Source organism: Streptomyces cellostaticus (assembly GCF_001513965.1).
GTDB classification, from domain to species: Bacteria; Actinomycetota; Actinomycetes; order Streptomycetales; family Streptomycetaceae; genus Streptomyces; species Streptomyces cellostaticus.
Map to the genome: position 1 here is coordinate 1 of NZ_KQ948073.1, position 18,125 is coordinate 18,125.

Below are 18,125 nucleotides of genomic sequence, written 5' to 3' on the forward strand. Positions count from 1 at the left end.
AGCTGCGGACCGCGACGCGCTCCGCTTCCGCCTCCTCCACGGTGGACCTGGCGACCACGATCGACGGCTTGGTGCGACCGCCGCGCAGCCCGGTGAGGGTGATCAGCAGGCCGGCCAGGGCGATGCCGGTGACCACCATGAAGCCCGGCCGGTAGCTGTCGAGGACGGCGGCGGGGGTGGTGTGCGCGGGCGTGGCCGCGGTGACCACGGCCGTCACGACGGCCAGGAAGATGGCCCCGCCCACCTGCACCGACGTGTTCAGCAGCCCGGAGACCATGCCCTGCTCGTGGTCCTCGACCCCGTTGGTGGCCTGGATGTTGAGCGAGGGGAAGACCAGGGCGCAGGCCGCGCCGATCAGCAGCATCGACGGCAGGATGACGGCCGCGTACACCGGGTTCAGGTCGACGCGCAGGAACAGCGCGTACCCTGCGGCCATCAGCGCGAAGCCGGCCGCGATCAGCCGCGGGGTGCCGAACCGGTCGACGATCGCGCCGACCTTCGTGGAGGACACCGCCACCAGCGCGCCCGCCGGCAGGAAGGCGAGCGCCGTGTGCAGCGCCGACCAGCCGAGCAGGGACTGCATGTAGAGGGTCGTCAGGAACTGGAAGCCGACGTACGAACCGAAGAAGGCCACCGCACCGAGCTGGGCGCGGACCTGGTTGCCCGAGCGCAGCACCCCGAGCCGGATCAGCGGGCTCGGCGAGCGCCGCTCGACCAGCACGAACGCGGTCAGGAGGACGGCGACCGCCAGGAAGGACAGCAGGGTGCGGGCCGAGGTCCAGCCGGCCTCGGGAGCCTGGACGACGGTGAAGACCAGCAGCAACATCGATGCGGTCCCGAGGACGGCGCCGGGGATGTCGTAGCCGGCGTGGTTCTCCTCGCGGGCGCTGCGCGGCAGCAGCTTGAGGCCGGCGGCGAGTGCGATCAGCGCGATGGGCGCGGGCAGGAGCATGGTGAGGCGCCAACTGGCCTCGGTGAGCAGGCCGGAGAGGACCAGGCCCATGGAGAAGCCGGTGGCGGCGCAGGTGGTGTAGATGGAGAGTGCGCGGTTGCGCAGCGGGCCCTCCGGGAACGTCGTGGTGATGATGGACAGGCCCGCGGGGGCGGTGAAGGCCGCGCTCAGCCCCTTGATGAAGCGGCTGGCGATCAGCAGCGGGCCCGAGTCCACGAGCCCGCCGAGCAGCGAGGCGAGCGCGAAGACGCCGAGGGCCACCAGGAACACCTGGCGCCGGCCGAGCAGATCGGCGGTGCGGCCGCCGAGGAGGAGCAGCCCGCCGTATCCCAGGATGTAGCCGCTGACGATCCATTGCAGCGTCGACGTGGACAGATGGAGATCGGAACCGATGGACGGCAGCGCGACGCCGACCATCGACACGTCGAGCGCGTCCAGGAACATTGCAGCGCACAGCACAAGCAGGGTGCCCCACAGCCGGGGAGTCCAGCGCACCGTCGAGGACGGGGTCGTGGGGGTGGTGAGCGGAGAGGTCATGACGACGACACTACATGCGTACGCATGAGATGCAAGCGCATTTAATTACGATGCAACAAACCTGATTCTCTGCTACGGTGCGCCCATGGCGGCGAACAAAGCCGAGCAGGCGCTCGTGGAGCAGTGGCGGGACATCCTGGCCCTGCACGCCCGTACCCAGTGCGAGCTGGACCGGGCCCTGCACGGACACGGCCTGTGCGCCAGTGACTTCGAAGTGCTCGATCTGCTCGCCGAGGGCGCGGCGACGGGCGGCGGCTGCGCCTACCGCGTCCAGGAGATCTCGGAGCGGGTCCATCTCAGCCAGAGCGCGCTGTCCCGGCTCATCGGCCGTCTGGAGAAGGACGGCCTCGTCGAGCGGGCCATGTGTGCGGAGGACCGGCGGGGCGTGCGTGTGGCGCTCACGGCGAAGGGTCGCGCGCTGCACGGTGAAGTGCAGCCCGTGCAGCGCGCGGTGCTGGCGCGGATGCTGGCCGACGTCGGCTGACGAGAGGTCAGATCCCGGACTTCTCCCGCCACAGCGCCGCGAGCGAGCGATCACCCGTCACGCTCGGCACCGGCATCCGGTTCCACAGCGCCAGGTACAACTGGTCCGCCGGACCGGCCAGTTCGGCCTCGGCCTCCCCGGATCCGTCCCGTGAGGCCACGGGAGGCTCCGCCGACAACCGTACGGTCCACACCGCGTCCGCATCCCCCTCCGCACCCCCGTCCACCGCGCGCACCCGCAGCACGCGCGGCCGCTCCGTGCGGACCTTGCTCCTGGGCCGGGCGTGGAAGCCGCGCAGCAGCTCGTCGATGCCGTCGGTCGCGAAGTCCGTGGCGATCGGGGATGCCGCGCCGCCCCGCGCGATCTCGGCGTCGTGGCGGTGGACGGTCGTCTCATGGGCCTGCCGCCGGGTCCAGAAGGCCAGCGGCGACGGACAGGGCGCCGGATGGAAGGTCCAGCACTCCAGGTCGTCGGGCGCTGCGGCCAGCGTGTCGACCAGTCGGCGGTGGCTGTCCCGGTACCAGGCCACCAGCTCGGTGCCGTCCAGGTCCGGGCCCTCGTCGAAGGGGAGCGGGGCGGTATGCCCCTCGGCGACCAGGGTGGCGGCCCACCGGTGCACCGCGCCCGTGTGCCGCAGCAGGTCCCTGACCTGCCACTGCGGACACGTCGGCACCTTGGCGTCGGTCCCCGCTTCGGCGGCGGCCGCGGCCAGCAACCGGCCCTCCCGGTCCAGGGTCTGAAGGAATTCGGCAGTCTCCATGGGGCTGAGTGTGCCGGATCGAGCGGACTCGAAGCCGCCTTATTTTCCGCCGCGGACCGGCTGCTCCCCTCCGCCGCGGCTCCTGTGGGACATCGACCGGGGCTCTTCTCCCCCCGAGGCCGCGGCGTCGCCCTTCGGCGTATTGGCCAGCCAGTACGCGCCGCCCTGCGGGTTCCAGTCGAAGCCGTCGAGCACCCTGACCGCCTTGGCCAGGAGCTCGTCGCCGGTCTCCGGCCAGGCCTCGAATCCGCTCCCGCCGAGATCGCCGACGGCCATCAGCCCGCTGGTGAGTAGCCATCGCAGCAGGTCGGTCGCGACATCGCGGAAGCCCGCAGCCCTGTCCTGCGCGACGTCCTCGGCCAGGCCGAGGAGCCGGTCCACCGGGACCCAGTCGTCCAGGCCCTCCTCGATCAGTTCTCGAACGACGCCGTAGTCGGGCACCGTTCCCTCCTCGACGTGTTCCCGGCCGGAACATGCACCGGCGCCCGTCACGGTCGTACCGACGAGCGCGCACCGGGCAGTCCCGTGTCACCCCTCAGCACACCCCGCGTCGTCACCCCGATGGCAGCGGCCACGGCGGCCAGCGCGGCGACGCTGCTGAGCGCGGCGGGCAGGGAGAACCACTCAGCCATGAATCCGATCGTGGGCGGCCCGAGCAGCATGCCGCCGTAGCCCAGAGTGGAGGCGACGGCGACTCCGGACGGACCGGCCAGCGCGCCGGCCCGCTCCACGGCGACCGGGAACAGGTTGGCCAGCCCGAGTCCGGTGACCGCGAAGCCGATCAGCGCCGCCCACACGGAGGGCGCGAGCGAGCCGAGCAGCATGCCGGCCGCCGCGGTGGTGCCGCCGGCGATCACGGTCCGGGCACGCCCGAGGCGCTCCAGCAGTGCCGTCCCCGAAAGCCGGCCGACGGTCATGGCGAGCGCGAAACACGAGTACCCGGCGGCCGCCGTCCCCGACGAGGCCGCCAGGTCCTGCTGGAGGTGGAGGGCGCCCCAGTCGGCCATGGCACCCTCGCCGTAGGCGGTGCACAGGGCGATCAGGCCGAAGACGACGACGAGCCCACGGGCCCGGGTGTCCCGGCGGCGCGGAGCGCCCGTTTCCGGGCGGGGGCGGGGGCGGTCCGGCGGCACCGGCGGCTCGTGTCGCAGGAGGGCGCGTCCTGCGACAACGGTGACCAGCAGCCCGACGAGAGTCAGGCCGAGCAGGTGCCGGGTGGGGGAGAGGGTGCCCGCGATGAGCCCGCCGAGCCCCGCGCCGATCATCCCGCCCAGGCTGAACGCCGCATGGAAACTGGGCATGACGGGCCTGCCCAACGCGGCCACCAGGTCCACGGCGGCGCTGTTGAAGGCGACGTTGATGCCCCCGTAGGCCGCCCCGAACAGGAGTAGTACGGCGCCGAGTGCCACGGCCGAGTGGGCGAGCGGGGGCAGGGCGACGCTGAGTGAGAGCAGTACGGCGCAGACGACGGTCACCTGGTGACTGCCGAAGCGGCGGCACATCCGCCCGGTGAGCGTCATCGTCACGACGGCCCCGGCGGAGACCCCGAGCAGCGCGAGCCCGAGGGTGCCGGCGGAGGCGTGCGTCTGGTGCTTGATGTCGGGGATGCGGACGACCCAGCCGGCGAAGACGAAGCCGTCCAGGGCGAAGAAGGCGGTGATCGCGATCCGGAGACGAGTGAGAGCGTTGCCCGGCACGGCGCTGTGCGTTCGGGTTTTGTTTAGTTGCGGCACAAAGTCAGGCTAGGGGCGGTCCGGCGGTCGGGCAAGTGGGTTTGGCGGACACCCATCGCCGAGGAGGCGGTCAGCCACCGTCGCCGATCGACTGCCGGTGGAGCCTCGGGGGATGGCGATCCCTGGACCGGCGGGCAACGGGAACAGCCGCGCGACTTTGTCACACGTAAGGCTGTTGTCATACGGGATCCCGGCGCCGGAATGCGCCCGTGAAACGCCTTTGACCAGCAGAGACTTCCGGTTGCCCGTCGACTCGGAGCACTCAACGCGGCGTCGGGACCGCCCTGTTCGGGACGCGGATCCGTACCCGGGGCGCAGGGGTGCCGTCGGATACAGGTCGGTTAATGCTTGCTCACGAGCTGGTTGCGGGCGGGTGAGCGGGCCATGATGGGCCCATGACGTTGGCCTCGCGCGCGCTGGCGCAACTGGCGACCTGGCCGGACCTGAGACAGGCGGTCCCGAGCTGTGGTCTGGGGCAGGCCGTGAGCTCGGCCCAGGGCGAGATCGCCCACTTCCACTCGGACCGGGATGTCGATCTGCGGCTGACCGACCGGGCCATCCGGCGGTTCGCCAAGGACCTGAAGAGCTCGGGTGCCGTCCGGATCGTGCCGGGCTCGCCGTGGGTCACCCTCCGGCTCGACGCCACGAGCGACGTCGACCTGCTGCTGACCCTGGTGAGCGTCGCACTCCAGGCTCAGCAGACCTGGCCCGATCCGGTCGAGCGGGTGGTGAACGGCTGCAACGACCAGCGTGGTGCGGGGTTCGTGAAGGCCGACCGCAGCGGATTCTGAACTCACACCGCGAGGACCCGGATGCCCGCCTCCTCGAAGCGGCGCACGGTGTCCTGCCCCACCGCGGTGTCCGTGACGAGCGTGTCCACCAGCTCCGCGGCGCAGATGCGGGCGAACGCCCGCTGGCCCAGCTTGCTGGAGTCGGCGGCCACGACGACCCGCTCGGCGCGCTCGCACAGCAGCCGGTTGATCGCGGCCTCCGCCTCGTCGTGCGCCGCCGCGCCGTGCGTGACGTCGAACGCGACCACGCCGAGGACGGCGACGTCGAGCGTGATCTGGCCGAGCACACCGTCCGCGAGCGGACCGATGAGCTCGTACGACTGCGGGCGCGCGACCCCACCGGTCACCACGATCTTGAACTGCGGCCGCACCGCCAGCTCGTTGGCGATGTTGAGCGCGTTCGTGACGATGGTCAGCGCCGGTGAGCCGGTGCCGAGGTCGCCGCGCACGGCCAGGGCGCGCGCCACCTCCGTGGTGGTCGTGCCACCGGTCAGCCCCACCGCCTCGCCCGGCGCCACGAGATCCGCCACCGCCTTGGCGATCCGCTGCTTCTCGGAGGCGCGGCGGGCGGTCTTGTAGCGCAGCGGCAGTTCGTACGACACCCCGTGCACGACCGCTCCGCCCCGGGTGCGCACCAGCATCTGCTGCTCGGCGAGCTGGTCGAAGTCCCGGCGGATCGTCGCCGCCGACACCTCCAGTTCGGCCGCCGCCTCCTCGACCTCCAGCCGGCCGCGCTCGACGAGCAGCTCGAGCAGCGCCTTCCAGCGGGCGTCCCGGGACATCCGCAGCCTCCGTTCTCCGTCCTCCCGGCGACCCTAGCGCACCGCACTTTGCGCTGAATGCTTGATTGTGCTCGAAAACTCGCTATATCTTGCAAGAACAATCAGCAAGGGGAGGGTGTGGCATGAGCCATGTCGGGGACGAGCTGAACAGCCAGCCCGAGTGCTGGATACGGGCGGCCGAGGAGGCGGGGCGGTACGGCGGTTGCCTGCCGACGCCGGGGGAGCGGGTCGCGATCGTCGGGTGCGGGACGTCGTACTTCATGGCGCAGGCGGTCGCCGCGCTGCGCGAGGCCGCCGGACAGGGCGAGACGGACGCGTTCGCCGCCTCCGAGTTCCCGCGCGGGCGCTCGTACGACCGGGTCGTCGCCCTCACCCGCTCCGGCACCACCACCGAAATACTCGACCTGCTCGGGCAGTTGAGGGGCAGCACGCCGACGACGGCCCTCACCGCCGACCCCGCCACCCCCGTGACGACGGCCGCCGACGACCTCGTCGTGCTGGACTTCGCCGACGAACGCTCCGTCGTCCAGACCCGGTTCGCGACCACCGCGCTCACCCTTCTGCGTGCCCACCTCGGCCTGCACGCCGACGCCGTCGTCTCCGACGCCCGCACGGCCCTCACCACTGCCTTGCCCGAAGGGCTCGTGGACTGCACCCAGTTCACCTTCCTGGGGCGCGGCTGGACCACAGGGCTCGCCAACGAGGCCGGCCTGAAGATGCGGGAGGCCTCCCTGTCCTGGACCGAGGCCTACCCGGCGATGGAGTACCGGCACGGGCCGATCAGCATCACCACCGAGGGCACCGCGACGTGGATGCTCGGCGAAGCCCCCGCCGGTCTCGCCGAACAGGTGGGCGCCACCGGTGGACTGTGGATCGAGGGCACGCTCGACCCGCTCGCCGAACTCGTCCGTGTCCAGCGCCTCGCGGTCGCCGTCGCCGCCCGCCGCAGTCTCGATCCCGACCGGCCGCGCCACCTCACCCGCTCGGTGATCCTCGCCCCCTGACCCGCGCTCCGGAAGGGAACCAAGCCGTGCCCCTCGCGACCACCGGCGAGCTGGTCACCCGCGCAGCGGAAGCCCGCTCCGCCGTCGCCGCCTTCAACATCATCACGCTGGAACACGTCGAGGCCGTCATCGCCGGCGCCGAGACCAGCGGTGCGCCCGTCGTCCTCCAAGTCAGCGAGAACGCCGTCAAGTTCCGCTACGGACGTCTCCTGCCGCTCGCCCGTGCGGCCGTCGCCGCCGCCGAACGCGCCGATGTACCCGTCGCCCTGCACCTCGACCATGTGCAGAGCGACGACCTGCTGCGCCAGGCGCCCGACGCCGGGTTCAGCTCGGTGATGTACGACGCCGCCCGCCTGCCCTACGCCGAGAACCTCGCCGCGACCCGGGCGGCGGCCGACTGGGCGCACGCCCAGGGGCTGTGGATCGAGGCCGAGCTGGGGCAGGTCGGCGGCAAGGACGGCCGGCCCCCGCTGGACGCCCACGCGCCCGGTGCCCGCACCGATCCCGATCAGGCGCGCGACTTCGTCGCCGGCACCGAGGCCGACGCCCTCGCCGTCGCCATCGGCAGCGTGCACGCCATGACCACCCGCACCGCCGCCCTCGACCACGGCCTCCTGGGGCGGCTGTCCGCCGCGCTGACCGTCCCGCTGGTCCTGCACGGCTCCTCCGGCGTGCCGGACGACGGCCTGGTCGCGGCCGTCGCGGGCGGCATCGCCAAGGTCAACGTCGGCACCGCCCTCAACGCGGCCATGACCGGCGCCATCCGGGACTTCCTCGCCGCCCACCCGGAAGCCGTCGACTCACGCAAGTACCTCAGCGTGGGCAGGGAGGCGATGGCCCGGGAGGTGGCACGCATCATCGGCGTCCTCGGCAAAGAGCCCTGCGCTAGCTCCTCTTGACCGCCTTCAGCACCACGAACTTCGGGTCGCTCGCCACCAGTCGGCTGTTCCCGAACAGCCGCTTCAGCTTGACGTGGTACCCCAGGTGCCGGTTGCCGATCACCCACAGCTCGCCACCGGGGCGCAGCGCACGCTTCGCCCCGGTGAACATCCGCCACGCCGTCGCGTCGGTCGTCGCCTGGTGGGAGTGGAACGGCGGGTTGTTCAGGACGAGGTCCACACTGCCGGGTGCCACCCCGGCCAGCCCGTCCCCGACCCGGAACTCGGCGTGCCCGGGCACCCCGTTGGCCTTGTACGTCGCCTCCGCCGAGGCCACGGCCTGGAACGACTCGTCCACGAACAGCACTTCGGCCTGCGGATCGGCCAGCGCCACCGCCGTACCGACGACGCCGTTGCCGCAGCCGAGGTCCACCACGCGCCCACCGCCCGTCCCGGCCGGCAGATGCTGCAGGAGGAACCGGGTGCCGATGTCGAGCCGGTCGGCGCAGAAGACGCCCGCATGGTTGACGACCGTCCGCCCGGAGACCGTGCCGATGCCGTCCGGGAGGGCGTAGCCGTACGGCCACGGGTTCGCGGGCCGCTCCAGGGACGGGTCCAGGGTGCAGAAGATCAGCCGGGCCTTCTGCTGGGCCAGTGAGGTCCGGGTCGGCCCGAGGATCCGCTCGAACAGCTCCAGCGTGGAGGTGTGGATCTCCTTCACCATCCCGGTGCCGACGACCACCGTCTCGGCGTGCACGGCGGGAGCGAGCCGCAGCAGCTGGTCCTCCAGCAGCGCCAGGCTCTTCGGCACGCGCACCAGCAGCACGTCCACCCGCTCCGGCGGCGGATCCTGGGTGGTGAGCAGGCCTACGGCACCGGGCTCGACCCCGGCCCGCGCCAGGTTCGCCCGCGTCGCCTCCTGGCTCAGGAAGGAGTCGGTGATCTGCGTCGGCCGGTGCTGCGCGAGCGCCGTCACCAGCGCGCCCCAGCGGTCGCCGGCCACCACGACCGAGCCCGTGAGCGGCACCCCCTCCTCGGCCAGGTGCCGCAGCAGGTACGCGTCGGAGGCGTCCCAGGCACGCAGCCGGTCGCGGGGATCCTCGGGGAAGCGGGACAGCTCGAACTCGCCCCACGGAGTCGTCATACGGTCGTTCATCGCCCCCCAGGCTAGCCGAGCCGCAGCTCAGGGCCGGTCGGACGGGCCCTGGGGCAGGATGGGCGCATGGACGTGGAGCTGTTTTTGCGGGAGCGTGCCGAGGTCGCACCGGGCGCCGTGCACGTCCCGCACTGGCTGGACGCCGAGCGGCAGCGCGCGCTCCTCGCCGCCTGCCGGGACTGGGCACGCCCCCCGGCAGGGCTGCGCACGGTCCGCACCCCCGGCGGCGGCACGATGACCGCCCGGCAGGTCTGCCTGGGCTGGCACTGGTACCCGTACGTCTACGCCCGCACGGTCGTCGACGGCGACGGCGCCCCTGTGAAGCCCTTCCCGGCCTGGCTGGACGAACTCGCCCGCAGCGCGGTGGCCGACGCGCTCGGCCCGCGGGCGGCTCCGGCTCAGCCGTACGACATCGCACTGATCAACTTCTACGACGGCGACGCCCGCATGGGCATGCACCGCGACAGCGACGAGAAGTCGGATGCGCCGGTGGTGTCGCTGAGCCTCGGCGACACCTGCGTCTTCCGCTTCGGCAACACGCAGACGCGCACGAAGCCGTACACGGACGTGGAGCTGCGCAGCGGCGACCTGTTCGTCTTCGGCGGGCCCTCCCGGCTCGCCCACCACGGCGTGCCGCGCGTGCATCCCGGTACGGCGCCCCCGGAGCTGGGTCTTGCCGGGCGGCTGAACCTCACCCTGCGGGTGAGCGGGCTGTAGATCGCGGTGCCGGCCACGACGACTGCGGATCATGGGAGACTCGCCCTCATGAGCGGCAAGGCGGACCCCCGGACGGCGGGGGAAGGGACCACCTCGAGGGCGCGGCTGGACCGGGGGCGGGGTGCGCTCGGACCCGCGCTGGAGCTCGTGCACACCGGACGGGCGCCGACCCGGGCCGTGCTCACCGCCGAACTCGGGGTCACCCGGGCGACGGCCGGGGCGGTCGCCGCCGAGCTGGAGGCGCTCGGGCTGATCCGGGTCGACGCCCGGCCCGGTGCGGGGGCCGGATCCCAGGGACGCCCCTCGCACCGGCTGGAGGTCGCCGAGGACGGTCCGGTGGCGCTCGCCGCGCAGGTCCACGCCGACGGCTTCCGGGCCGCGCTGGTCGGCCTCGGCGGGCGGATCGTGGCCACCGCGCCCGGCTGCGAGACCGTCGACGCCGACCCGGCGAAGGTGCTGGGCTCCGTGGTGGAGGCCGGCGCCGAACTCCTCCGTACGACGGGCCTCCGCTGCGTGGGCGCGGGGCTCGCCGTCCCGTCCGCCGTCGCCGAACCCGACGGTCTGGCCCTCAACCCCCTCCACCTCGCCTGGCCGGTGGGCGCGCCGGTCCGCCGGATCTTCGCGGAGTGCGTCCGCGACGCGGGCCTCACCGGCCCCGCCTTCGCGGGCAACGACGTCAACCTCGCCGCGCTCGCCGAGCACCGGCACGGCGCCGGCCGGGGCGCCCGGGATCTGCTGTGCGTGGCCACCGGTCACCGGGGCGTCGGCGGCGCCCTGGTCCTCGACGGCCGCCTCCACACGGGCAGTTCGGGCCTCGCTCTGGAGGTCGGCCACCTCACCGTCAACCCGGAGGGCCGCCCCTGCCACTGCGGCAGCCGGGGCTGCCTCGACGTCGAGGCCGACCCGCTGGCCCTCCTCATCGAGGCGGGCCGCGAGCCCGGCCCCGAGGTCTCCCTGCTCCAGCAGGCCAACGACCTGCTGCGCACCCAGTACGCCGACCCGGCCGTCCGCACCGCCGCCGAAGCCCTGATCGACCGCCTGGGCCTGGGTCTCGCCGGTCTGGTCAACATCCTCAACCCCGACCGCATCATCCTCGGCGGCCTGCACCGCGCCCTCCTCGACGCCGACCCCGGGCGGCTGCGCGCGGTCGTCGCCGACCGCAGCCTGTGGGGCCAGAGCGGCGGCGTTCCCATCCTGCCCTGCACGCTGGACCACAACAGCCTGGTCGGCGCGGCCGAGCTGGCGTGGCAGCCGGTGCTGGACGATCCGCTGGGGGCGCTCCAGTGAGGCCCCGGGCGGCGGCGACGGCCGTGTGTGCCCTTGCCGCCCTCGCCGGCTGCACGGCCCCGAGCGGTGGCACGGAGCGCGAACCGGGCCCTGCGGCGGCCGAGATCAGCGTGGTGCGCGGCGACAGGTCGTACCCCCTGACCGTCAAGATCACGAAGTGGGAGGTGAGGCGGCACCCGCAGCTGCCCAAGGGCGAGGACGCGGTGCACTTCAGCTATCGCACGAGCAAGAAGGGGATGCTGCCGGAAGCCCTGGTGGAACTCGCCGCGTGTGCGGTGGACTCACGGGACGTCGTGTTGCTGTGCCAGGCCATCGCCGTGGACAACTCGCCCGGCGAGCCACGGGTGGAGGCCGCCGACTCCTGGATGGGCCCCGGTACCGGTCTGCACCTGTCCGACACGGCCCGCGTCGTTCTCCTGCCCGACCAGCTCCGTCCGGGTGTGCACGCAGGCGACCCCAAGGACAGCGACGGCTACGTGCCGCCCTCCCTGCCGGCACCCGGCGACCGGCTGCGCATGCGCTGACCGCCCCCGGATTTAGCCGGGGGCGCCGCCTCAGCGGCGACGGGGCCGGGCGACCAGCTCCCCGCCGCAGTGGGGACAGATCTGCCCCATGGCCTCGCCGCACGCCACGCAGAACGTGCACTCGTACGAGCAGATGCGGGCCGGACCGTCCGCCGGCAACTCGGCGGTCCCACACCGCTCGCAGCGGTCGCGCATCTCCAGTGCCATGGCTGTCTCGTCTCCTCGGGCAGTGGTCCGGTGGTGTTCCGCCTCCCATCCTCCGGACGGCCGCCGGGGCCGGAAGCCACCCCGAGGGACAAAGGTCCCTACGATCGGGCCACGGGCCGCTCACTTCCAGTCGACCGCGAACGCCTGCCCCGGATGTTCCGTGAGGATGCGGTCCACCAGCTCCGCCCCCACCGCCGCCGCGAGCAGCGGCCGCACCCGGCGCAGCAGGTACGGCATCCCGGGCCCGCCGTCCACCGACCGTGCCCCGGCGACCACCGTGTCCCCGCCGAGCAGCAGCCGGTCCCCGTACCCGGCCTCGGCCAGGTCCCGTACCGCCTGAGGCATCCGCCAGTCGGTGGCGTGGTGCGCGCGCGACGGCCCGTCGAAGGCCAGCCAGCAGCCCGACTCGGCGGCCTGCCGCTGCGTCACCGGGTCGGGGGAGCGGTTGAGGTGCCCGAGGATCACCCGGTGCCCGGGCACGCCCAACGCGTCGCACAGCAGGTCGAGTACGTCCAGTGCGCCGGTCCCCAGCTCCAGGTGGACGGCGATCGGCGCACCGGTGGCATGGTGGGCCTCGGCCGCCGCGGTCATCGTCCAGCGGGTGTGCGCGTCGAGGGCGTGGAAGCCGCCCGCCACTTTGATCAGACCGGCCCGCACCCCCGAGGTGCCGATGCCCTCGGTCAGTTCGCAGACGAACACCTCGGCGAGCCTGCCGCGCAGCCCGTCGACCAACTCCGGTTCGTAGTGCGCCGCTTGGTGCAGCCCCGTCGCGCCGACCAGGTGGACCCCGGTGGCCCGGGACAGCGGCGGCAGACCGGCGGCCCGCCGCCCCATCCCGTACGGGGTCCACTGGACCACAGCACTCCCGCCCGCCGCGCGGAACGCCTCCAGCTCGGCCTGCGCGGCGCTGGTGTCGTCCAGTTCCTGGCCGGGGAGTCGAGGACTGCGCAGGAAGAGATGGTCGTGCGCGTCGCACACGCCCAGTTCCTCGGGGCGTATGTCACCGAGGACCGTACGGACGGCGCTCACCACTGCCGCCCGCGCGGCAGCTCACCCCGCCCCGGCGCCGACAGGTGCAGCACCTCGAAGACGTCGCCCTCGGCCTTGGGCGCATCGTGCGCCCAGAGCGAGAAGTGGACCAGTTCCCACGCGCGCGTGTCCACGGCGGCCGCCGCCAGCACGGCACCGTCCTCGGTGGCCAGCCGCCCTGTCTCGCCCGCCGCGTCCGCCATGAACGCGGCCAGCTCCACACCGTCCGGCACCGGTTGGCGCCGCCGCACGGCGAACGCGGCGGGGGATCCGGCGGCGGTGCCCTCCTCGAAGGCCAGGCCCGTCCACTGCCGTATCTCCGGCCGCCCGAAGGCGTCGACAGGCCCCTGGAAGGTGCCTCCCCACAGGAAGCTGTTCATGCCCTCCATCGTGTTCCAGAGGTAGAACGGCCCGTACTGGTTCACCGGCGAGCCGTGAAATCCGCGCTCGCGCAGGATGTACGTCTTCATGCCGAGGCCGTCCCAGTCGTCCAGCAGGTGCGCGACGCGGGCGACGCGGGAGCGGATGACGCCCATGTCGTAGTCCGCGGGCAGGGTGAACTCGTACTGCATGGCGTGCATGTCGTGATTCCCTTCTCAGGCCGGGTAGTCGTTCACGTGTGCGTCCCACTCGGTGGTCGTGCCGTCCTCAGCGGCTTCCACGACCGCGAGATGGGTCATGAAGGTGCGCGGCGCGGCACCGTGCCAGTGCCACTCGCCCGGCTCGATCCACACCGTGTCGCCCGCGCGGATCTCCTCCACGTCACCGCCCTTGCGCTGCACCAGCCCCTCGCCCTCCAGGACGTGCAGCACCTGGCCGTGCGGATGCCGGTGCCAGGCGGTGTGCGCGCCGGGCGTGAAGTGGACGTTGAACATGCGCAGCCGGGACGGGGCGGCGGGGGCGGCTATCTCGTCCAGCCACACCGAGCCGGTGAAGTTCTCCGCCGGGCCCTGCAGGCTTTCGGGACGCCGTCTGGTGATGTGCACGGAAATCGGTTCTCCAGTCAGGGAGTTCGGGGTGCGAGAAGGGAGAGCAGACCGCGGACTCCGGCGTCGAACGCGGCGGGGGAGCCGGAGGCGCGCGCGAGGACGTAGCCGCCCTGGACGGTCGCGAGGACGGCTGCACCGATCTCCTCGCCGTCCAGTCCGGGCGCGAACTGCCCCTGCTGCTTGCCCTCTTCGACGAGCCCGGCGATCCGCCCGCGGACCCACGCGATCGTCTCGTCCACCGGCGCGCGCAGTTCGTCGCTCGCGATCACATCCGGATCCATCGTCAGCCGGCCGATCGGACACCCGCGCAGCACGTCACGCTCGCGCAGCAGATACGCCTCGATGCGCTCGTACGGTGTGCCCGGCCCGCCGAACACGCCCTCGGCGGTGGCCCGCAGCTCTTCGGCGGTCCGCCGGATCGCCGCCAGGGCCAGGTCCGGCTTGCCCTTGAAGTGGTGGTACATGCTGCCCTGGCCGGCCTCCGCGCGCTCCAGGATCGCCTTCGGGCTCGTCCCCACGTAGCCGCGCTCCCACAGCAGCTCGCGGGTGGACTCGATCAGTCGTTCCGGGGTGCTCATGAGATCACTGTACATACTGGTAGTTACAATCCGCCAGTCCCCAGGGAGCAGCCGCGCCCCACCGGCGTACTCCCGGGGAGGTATCCGCACTGCCGCCGGCCGCACGACGACCCGGACCCCCTGCCGGAGGGAGCCTCGTGGCATCACCCCGAGACCCTGCCGACAAGGGAGTTGAACCGAGATGCAGACCCTGGCGAACTGGGACGGCGGACCCGGCCCGTGGATCCTGTTCTTCCCGCTGATCTGGGCGGTCGTCGTGATCGGCGCCGTCACTTTCCTGCGCCGCACCGTCTGGCGCGGCCGCGGCGGCCCCTGGCGGGGCATGGACGGCCCACGCCCGGCGGGTGACTCGCCGCTCGCGGTCCTGGGCCGCCGCTTCGCCTCGGGCGAGATCGACGAGGACGAGTACTGGCGCCGGCTCTCCGTCCTGGAGGAGCAGTTCGGCCGCATCGGCAAGGGCGGTGCGGCATGACCACGACGACCGCACTGCGTACGGCGGCCCGTGTGGTGGGCGCGGTGAAGGTGTACGGCGGTGGCGACACCGCCGTACGCGCCCTGGACGGCGTGGACGTCGACTTCCCCGTCGGCCGCTTCACCGCGATCATGGGCCCTTCGGGCTCCGGCAAGTCCACCCTCATGCACTGCGCGGCCGGCCTCGACACGCTCACCTCGGGCGCCGCCTACATCGGCGACACCGAGCTGGGCGCGCTGGACGACCGCCGTCTGACCCTGCTGCGGCGCGACCGGGTCGGCTTCGTCTTCCAGGCGTTCAACCTGGTGCCGACGCTGACCGTCGCGGAGAACATCACCCTGCCCCTGGACCTCGCCGGACGGCGGGGCGACCGGGAATGGATCGACGCGCTCGTCGACGTCGTCGGGCTGCGCGACCGGCTGCACCACCGGCCCTCCGAGCTGTCCGGCGGGCAGCAGCAACGCGTCGCCGTGGCACGGGCGTTCGCGGGCCGCCCCGACGTCGTCTTCGCCGACGAGCCGACCGGCAACCTCGACTCCCGCTCCGGCGGCGAGGTCCTCGGCCTGCTCCGCCGCGCCGTACGGCAGACGGACCGCACGGTCGTCATGGTCACCCACGACCCGGTGGCCGCCGCCCACGCCGACGAGGTGCTCTTCCTCGCCGACGGACGGCTGGTCGACCGGATGCAGTCCCCGACCGCCGACAAGGTCCTGGACCGCATGAAGGCCTTCGAGGTGCGGTCATGAACGCATCGCTCCGGCTCAGCCTCACCTCGCTGCGCGCGCACCGGCGGCGTTTCGCGGGTACCTTCCTCGCGGTGTTCCTCGGCGTCGCCTTCCTGGCCGGCACCCTGGTCATGGGCGACACGCTGCGCGCGAGCTTCGGCTCCATGTTCGGCGAGTCAACCAGCGGTACGGACGCCGTCGTACGCGGCGCCGACGCCATCACCACACCCGGCGAGGCCCAGGGCGTACGGCGGCCCGTCGACACCTCGCTGGTGCGGACCGTCGAGCGCGTCCCCGGCGTGGCGGCCGCCGCCCCGAACATCCAGGGCGCCGGTCAGCTCGTCGCCGCCGACGGCAAACCCGTCGGCGGCCAGGGCCCGCCGACCCTCGCCGGCAACTGGATCACCGACCCGAAGCTCAACCCGTACCGGCTCGCCGAGGGCCGCCTCCCCGCGCGCTCCGGCGAGGTCGTGGTCAACCGGGGAGCCGCGAAGAAGGGCGGCCTGAAGATCGGTGACACCACCACCCTGCGCACCCCCGACCCGGTCAAGGTGACCGTCGTCGGCCTCGCCACCTTCGGCGGCCAGGACGGCATGGCCCAGGTGACCTTCACGGGCATGACCCAGGCCGACGCCGAGAAGTACCTCACCGCGCGGCCCGGCCAGGCGGCGAGCATCCAGGTGCGGGCCGGACCCGGAGTGAGCCAGCAGGAACTGGTCCGCCGGCTCACTCCCGTCCTGCCCGGGGGAGTCGAGGCCGTCACCGGCCGACAGTCGGCGCAGGAGAACACCGACATGATCTCCAGCCAGTTCCTGACCCTGTTCACGACCTTCCTGCTCGTCTTCTCCGGCGTCGCCCTGCTCGTCGCGACCTTCTCCATCCACAACACCTTCGCCATCGTGGTCGCCCAGCGCACCCGGGAGAACGCCCTGCTACGCGCCCTCGGCGCCGCCCGCCGCCAGGTGACCGCCGCCGCCCTCGCCGAGGCCTGCGCCGTCGCCGTCACGGCCTCCGGGGCGGGGCTCGCGGGCGGGATCGGCATCGCCGCCGGACTCCAGGCGCTGTTCCCGGCGATCGGATTCCCCTTCCCCGAGGGCGACCTGGTGATCAAGACGCTGTCGATGGTCCTGCCGCTCGCCGTCGGCGTCGTGGTCTGCCTGGGCTCCGCACTGATGCCCGCCGTACGCGCCGGCCGCACCGCCCCGCTGGCCGCGCTGCGCGAGACGGCCGTCGACCACTCCGGAGCCTCCCGCGTTCGTACGCTCGCCGGCACGCTCCTCGGCGCCGCGGCGCTGGCCGCCGCCCTCACCGGCGTCCTGGTGACACCCTCCGTGTGGCTCGCGGGCCTCGGCGCGCTGCTCGCCCTCGCGTCCTTCGTGGTCCTCGGCCCGGTCGCCGCGACCACGGCCGTACGACTCCTCGGCGCACCCGTGGACCGGCTGCGCGGGGTCACCGGCGCCCTCGCCCGGCGCAACGCCCTGCGCAGCCCGAAGCGGACGGCCGCCACGGCGAGTGCGCTGATGATCGGTGTGGCCGTCGTGTCGCTGTTCACTGTGTTCGGCGCGTCCCTGAAGGCCACCATGGACCGGACGGTGTCGCGGTCCTTCGCGGGCGACGTCGCGGTCAGTGCCCCGTCCTTCGGCGCGGGCGGCAGCGGGCTCAGCCCCCGGCTCGCCCCGGCCCTGCAACGGCTGCCCGAGGTGGACACCGCGGTGGGGCTCGGCCGCGGGGTCGCCGAAGTCGACGGCAAGGGGCGGGCCCTGACCGTGACCGATCCGGCCGCGCTCGCCCGCACCTTCGACCTCGGCACGGTCACCGGATCCCTGCGCGCCCTCGGCACCGACGGCATCGCGCTGACCCGCGCGGAGGCCGGTCGACAGGGGCTGCACCCCGGCGACACGGCACGGCTCACCTTCACCGACGGGCAGAGCGAGAACTTCACCGTGCGTGCTGTCTACGGCCGGTCCGAACTCGCCGGCGACTACGTCATCACCCGCGCGGCCTGGGCCCCGCACCGCACCCAGGACTCCGACCGGCTGATCGCCGTCACCTTCAGGCACGGTGTGAGCGCGGACGCGGGCAAGGCGGCGGTAGGGATGACGGCCGCCCGGTACGGCAACCCGGAGGTGCAGACCCGCGACGAGTACGCGCAGTCCTCGGCCGGCGGGATCGACATGATGCTCACGCTCGTCTACGCCCTGCTCGCCCTCGCGGTCGTCATCGCCCTGCTCGGCATCGCCAACACACTGACCCTCGCACTCCACGAACGCACCCGGGAACTGGGCCTGCTGCGGGCCGTCGGCCAGACCCGGGCCCAGCTGCGGGCGATGGTCCGCTGGGAGTCGGTCCTGGTCGCCGCCTTCGGCACGGCCGGCGGACTCGGCCTCGGTGCCTTCCTTGGCTGGGTGCTGGTGAAGGCCTCCGACGGCGCGAGCGACACCGCGTTCGCCTTCGCCCTTGCGCCCGCCCGGCTCGCCGTGGTCGCCCTGGTCGGCCTGACAGCCGGCGCCCTCGCGGGCT

General features: G+C 73.0%; 21 protein-coding genes. 10 read left to right on the top strand and 11 right to left on the bottom strand.

Translation table 11 applies throughout. The features are described 5' to 3' along the window. Window positions 1–1,489 (bottom strand): MFS transporter (locus tag AQI88_RS41405; RefSeq protein ID WP_067010930.1); only part of this gene is annotated, 1,489 nt, incomplete at its 3' end. An 85-nt stretch (window positions 1,490–1,574) separates the two neighbouring features. Between AQI88_RS41405 and AQI88_RS41410 the strand changes: the two genes are divergently transcribed. Further along, window positions 1,575–1,973 (top strand): MarR family winged helix-turn-helix transcriptional regulator, encoded by a 399-nt coding sequence (locus AQI88_RS41410; protein WP_067010890.1) that lies wholly within the window; start codon window positions 1,575–1,577, stop codon window positions 1,971–1,973. A gap of 7 nt (window positions 1,974–1,980) precedes the next feature. On the opposite strand, the gene AQI88_RS41415 is transcribed toward AQI88_RS41410, so the two are convergent. From AQI88_RS41415 to AQI88_RS41425, 3 genes are read right to left on the bottom strand one after another with little or no spacing between them, the layout of a single operon-like run. Continuing rightward, window positions 1,981–2,733, bottom strand: a complete 753-nt coding sequence (locus tag AQI88_RS41415; RefSeq protein ID WP_067010892.1) for a maleylpyruvate isomerase family mycothiol-dependent enzyme — start codon at window positions 2,731–2,733, stop codon at window positions 1,981–1,983. A 39-nt stretch (window positions 2,734–2,772) separates the two neighbouring features. After that, a complete protein-coding gene (locus AQI88_RS41420) occupies window positions 2,773–3,174 on the bottom strand; it encodes a hypothetical protein (protein ID WP_067010894.1) in 402 nt (133 codons plus the stop codon). Window positions 3,175–3,221: 47 nt separating this feature from the next. Continuing rightward, window positions 3,222–4,430 (bottom strand): MFS transporter, encoded by a 1,209-nt coding sequence (locus AQI88_RS41425; RefSeq protein WP_067010896.1) that lies wholly within the window; start codon window positions 4,428–4,430, stop codon window positions 3,222–3,224. A gap of 431 nt (window positions 4,431–4,861) precedes the next feature. Between AQI88_RS41425 and AQI88_RS41430 the strand changes: the two genes are divergently transcribed. Continuing rightward, window positions 4,862–5,257 carry a luciferase domain-containing protein gene (locus tag AQI88_RS41430; protein ID WP_159050561.1) on the top strand — a complete coding sequence of 132 codons (396 nt, stop codon included), beginning with the start codon at window positions 4,862–4,864 and terminating at the stop codon, window positions 5,255–5,257. 2 nt (window positions 5,258–5,259) lie between these two features. On the opposite strand, the gene AQI88_RS41435 is transcribed toward AQI88_RS41430, so the two are convergent. After that, a complete protein-coding gene (locus tag AQI88_RS41435; RefSeq protein WP_067010898.1) occupies window positions 5,260–6,039 on the bottom strand; it encodes a DeoR/GlpR family DNA-binding transcription regulator in 780 nt (259 codons plus the stop codon). A 122-nt stretch (window positions 6,040–6,161) separates the two neighbouring features. Between AQI88_RS41435 and AQI88_RS41440 the strand changes: the two genes are divergently transcribed. Together AQI88_RS41440 and AQI88_RS41445 are read left to right on the top strand one after the other, a co-directional pair. Continuing rightward, window positions 6,162–7,043, top strand: a complete 882-nt coding sequence (locus AQI88_RS41440) for an SIS domain-containing protein (RefSeq protein ID WP_067010902.1) — start codon at window positions 6,162–6,164, stop codon at window positions 7,041–7,043. A 26-nt stretch (window positions 7,044–7,069) separates the two neighbouring features. Beyond that, the gene (locus AQI88_RS41445; protein WP_067010904.1) at window positions 7,070–7,942 is read left to right on the top strand and encodes a class II fructose-bisphosphate aldolase; all 873 of its coding nucleotides are present in this window, start codon (window positions 7,070–7,072) and stop codon (window positions 7,940–7,942) included. Here AQI88_RS41445 and AQI88_RS41450 read toward each other — a convergent pair. Beyond that, window positions 7,929–9,065 (bottom strand): methyltransferase, encoded by a 1,137-nt coding sequence (locus AQI88_RS41450; protein ID WP_067010907.1) that lies wholly within the window; start codon window positions 9,063–9,065, stop codon window positions 7,929–7,931. The genes AQI88_RS41445 and AQI88_RS41450 overlap by 14 nt on opposite strands. Window positions 9,066–9,143: 78 nt before the next feature. On the opposite strand from AQI88_RS41450, the gene AQI88_RS41455 reads away from it, so the two are divergent. The 3 genes from AQI88_RS41455 to AQI88_RS41465 are packed head-to-tail and all read left to right on the top strand — an operon-like array spanning window position 9,144 to window position 11,605. Beyond that, window positions 9,144–9,794, top strand: a complete 651-nt coding sequence (locus AQI88_RS41455) for an alpha-ketoglutarate-dependent dioxygenase AlkB family protein (protein WP_067010909.1) — start codon at window positions 9,144–9,146, stop codon at window positions 9,792–9,794. Between the two features lie 48 nt (window positions 9,795–9,842). Next, complete coding sequence (locus tag AQI88_RS41460) at window positions 9,843–11,081, top strand: ROK family protein (RefSeq protein WP_067010911.1); 1,239 nt, start codon at window positions 9,843–9,845, stop codon at window positions 11,079–11,081. 23 nt (window positions 11,082–11,104) lie between these two features. Further along, complete coding sequence (locus AQI88_RS41465) at window positions 11,105–11,605, top strand: hypothetical protein (protein WP_067010913.1); 501 nt, start codon at window positions 11,105–11,107, stop codon at window positions 11,603–11,605. Between the two features lie 30 nt (window positions 11,606–11,635). Here AQI88_RS41465 and AQI88_RS41470 read toward each other — a convergent pair whose 3' ends face one another. The 5 genes from AQI88_RS41470 to AQI88_RS41490 form a co-directional block, all read right to left on the bottom strand. Then, the gene (locus AQI88_RS41470) at window positions 11,636–11,812 is read right to left on the bottom strand and encodes a DUF1272 domain-containing protein (RefSeq protein ID WP_067010915.1); all 177 of its coding nucleotides are present in this window, start codon (window positions 11,810–11,812) and stop codon (window positions 11,636–11,638) included. 120 nt (window positions 11,813–11,932) lie between these two features. Then, complete coding sequence (locus tag AQI88_RS41475) at window positions 11,933–12,841, bottom strand: phosphotriesterase family protein (protein WP_067010934.1); 909 nt, start codon at window positions 12,839–12,841, stop codon at window positions 11,933–11,935. After that, complete coding sequence (locus AQI88_RS41480) at window positions 12,838–13,422, bottom strand: DUF4865 family protein (protein ID WP_067010917.1); 585 nt, start codon at window positions 13,420–13,422, stop codon at window positions 12,838–12,840. Before AQI88_RS41480 ends, AQI88_RS41475 begins: the two co-directional genes overlap by 4 nt. Before the next feature lie 15 nt (window positions 13,423–13,437). Continuing rightward, the gene (locus tag AQI88_RS41485; protein ID WP_067010919.1) at window positions 13,438–13,827 is read right to left on the bottom strand and encodes a (R)-mandelonitrile lyase; all 390 of its coding nucleotides are present in this window, start codon (window positions 13,825–13,827) and stop codon (window positions 13,438–13,440) included. A gap of 17 nt (window positions 13,828–13,844) precedes the next feature. Next, entirely contained in the window at window positions 13,845–14,423 is a 579-nt protein-coding gene (locus tag AQI88_RS41490; protein WP_067010921.1) for a TetR/AcrR family transcriptional regulator, read from the bottom strand. A 166-nt stretch (window positions 14,424–14,589) separates the two neighbouring features. Between AQI88_RS41490 and AQI88_RS41495 the strand changes: the two genes are divergently transcribed. The 3 genes from AQI88_RS41495 to AQI88_RS41505 form a co-directional block, all read left to right on the top strand. Next, window positions 14,590–14,880 carry an SHOCT domain-containing protein gene (locus AQI88_RS41495; protein WP_067010923.1) on the top strand — a complete coding sequence of 97 codons (291 nt, stop codon included), beginning with the start codon at window positions 14,590–14,592 and terminating at the stop codon, window positions 14,878–14,880. Next, window positions 14,877–15,626: an ABC transporter ATP-binding protein gene (locus AQI88_RS41500; protein ID WP_067010925.1), complete on the top strand. Its 750-nt coding sequence runs from the start codon at window positions 14,877–14,879 to the stop codon at window positions 15,624–15,626. Before AQI88_RS41495 ends, AQI88_RS41500 begins: the two co-directional genes overlap by 4 nt. Further along, a partial coding sequence (locus tag AQI88_RS41505; RefSeq protein ID WP_067010927.1) for an ABC transporter permease occupies window positions 15,623–18,125 on the top strand: 2,503 nt, incomplete at its 3' end. The genes AQI88_RS41500 and AQI88_RS41505, both read left to right, overlap by 4 nt.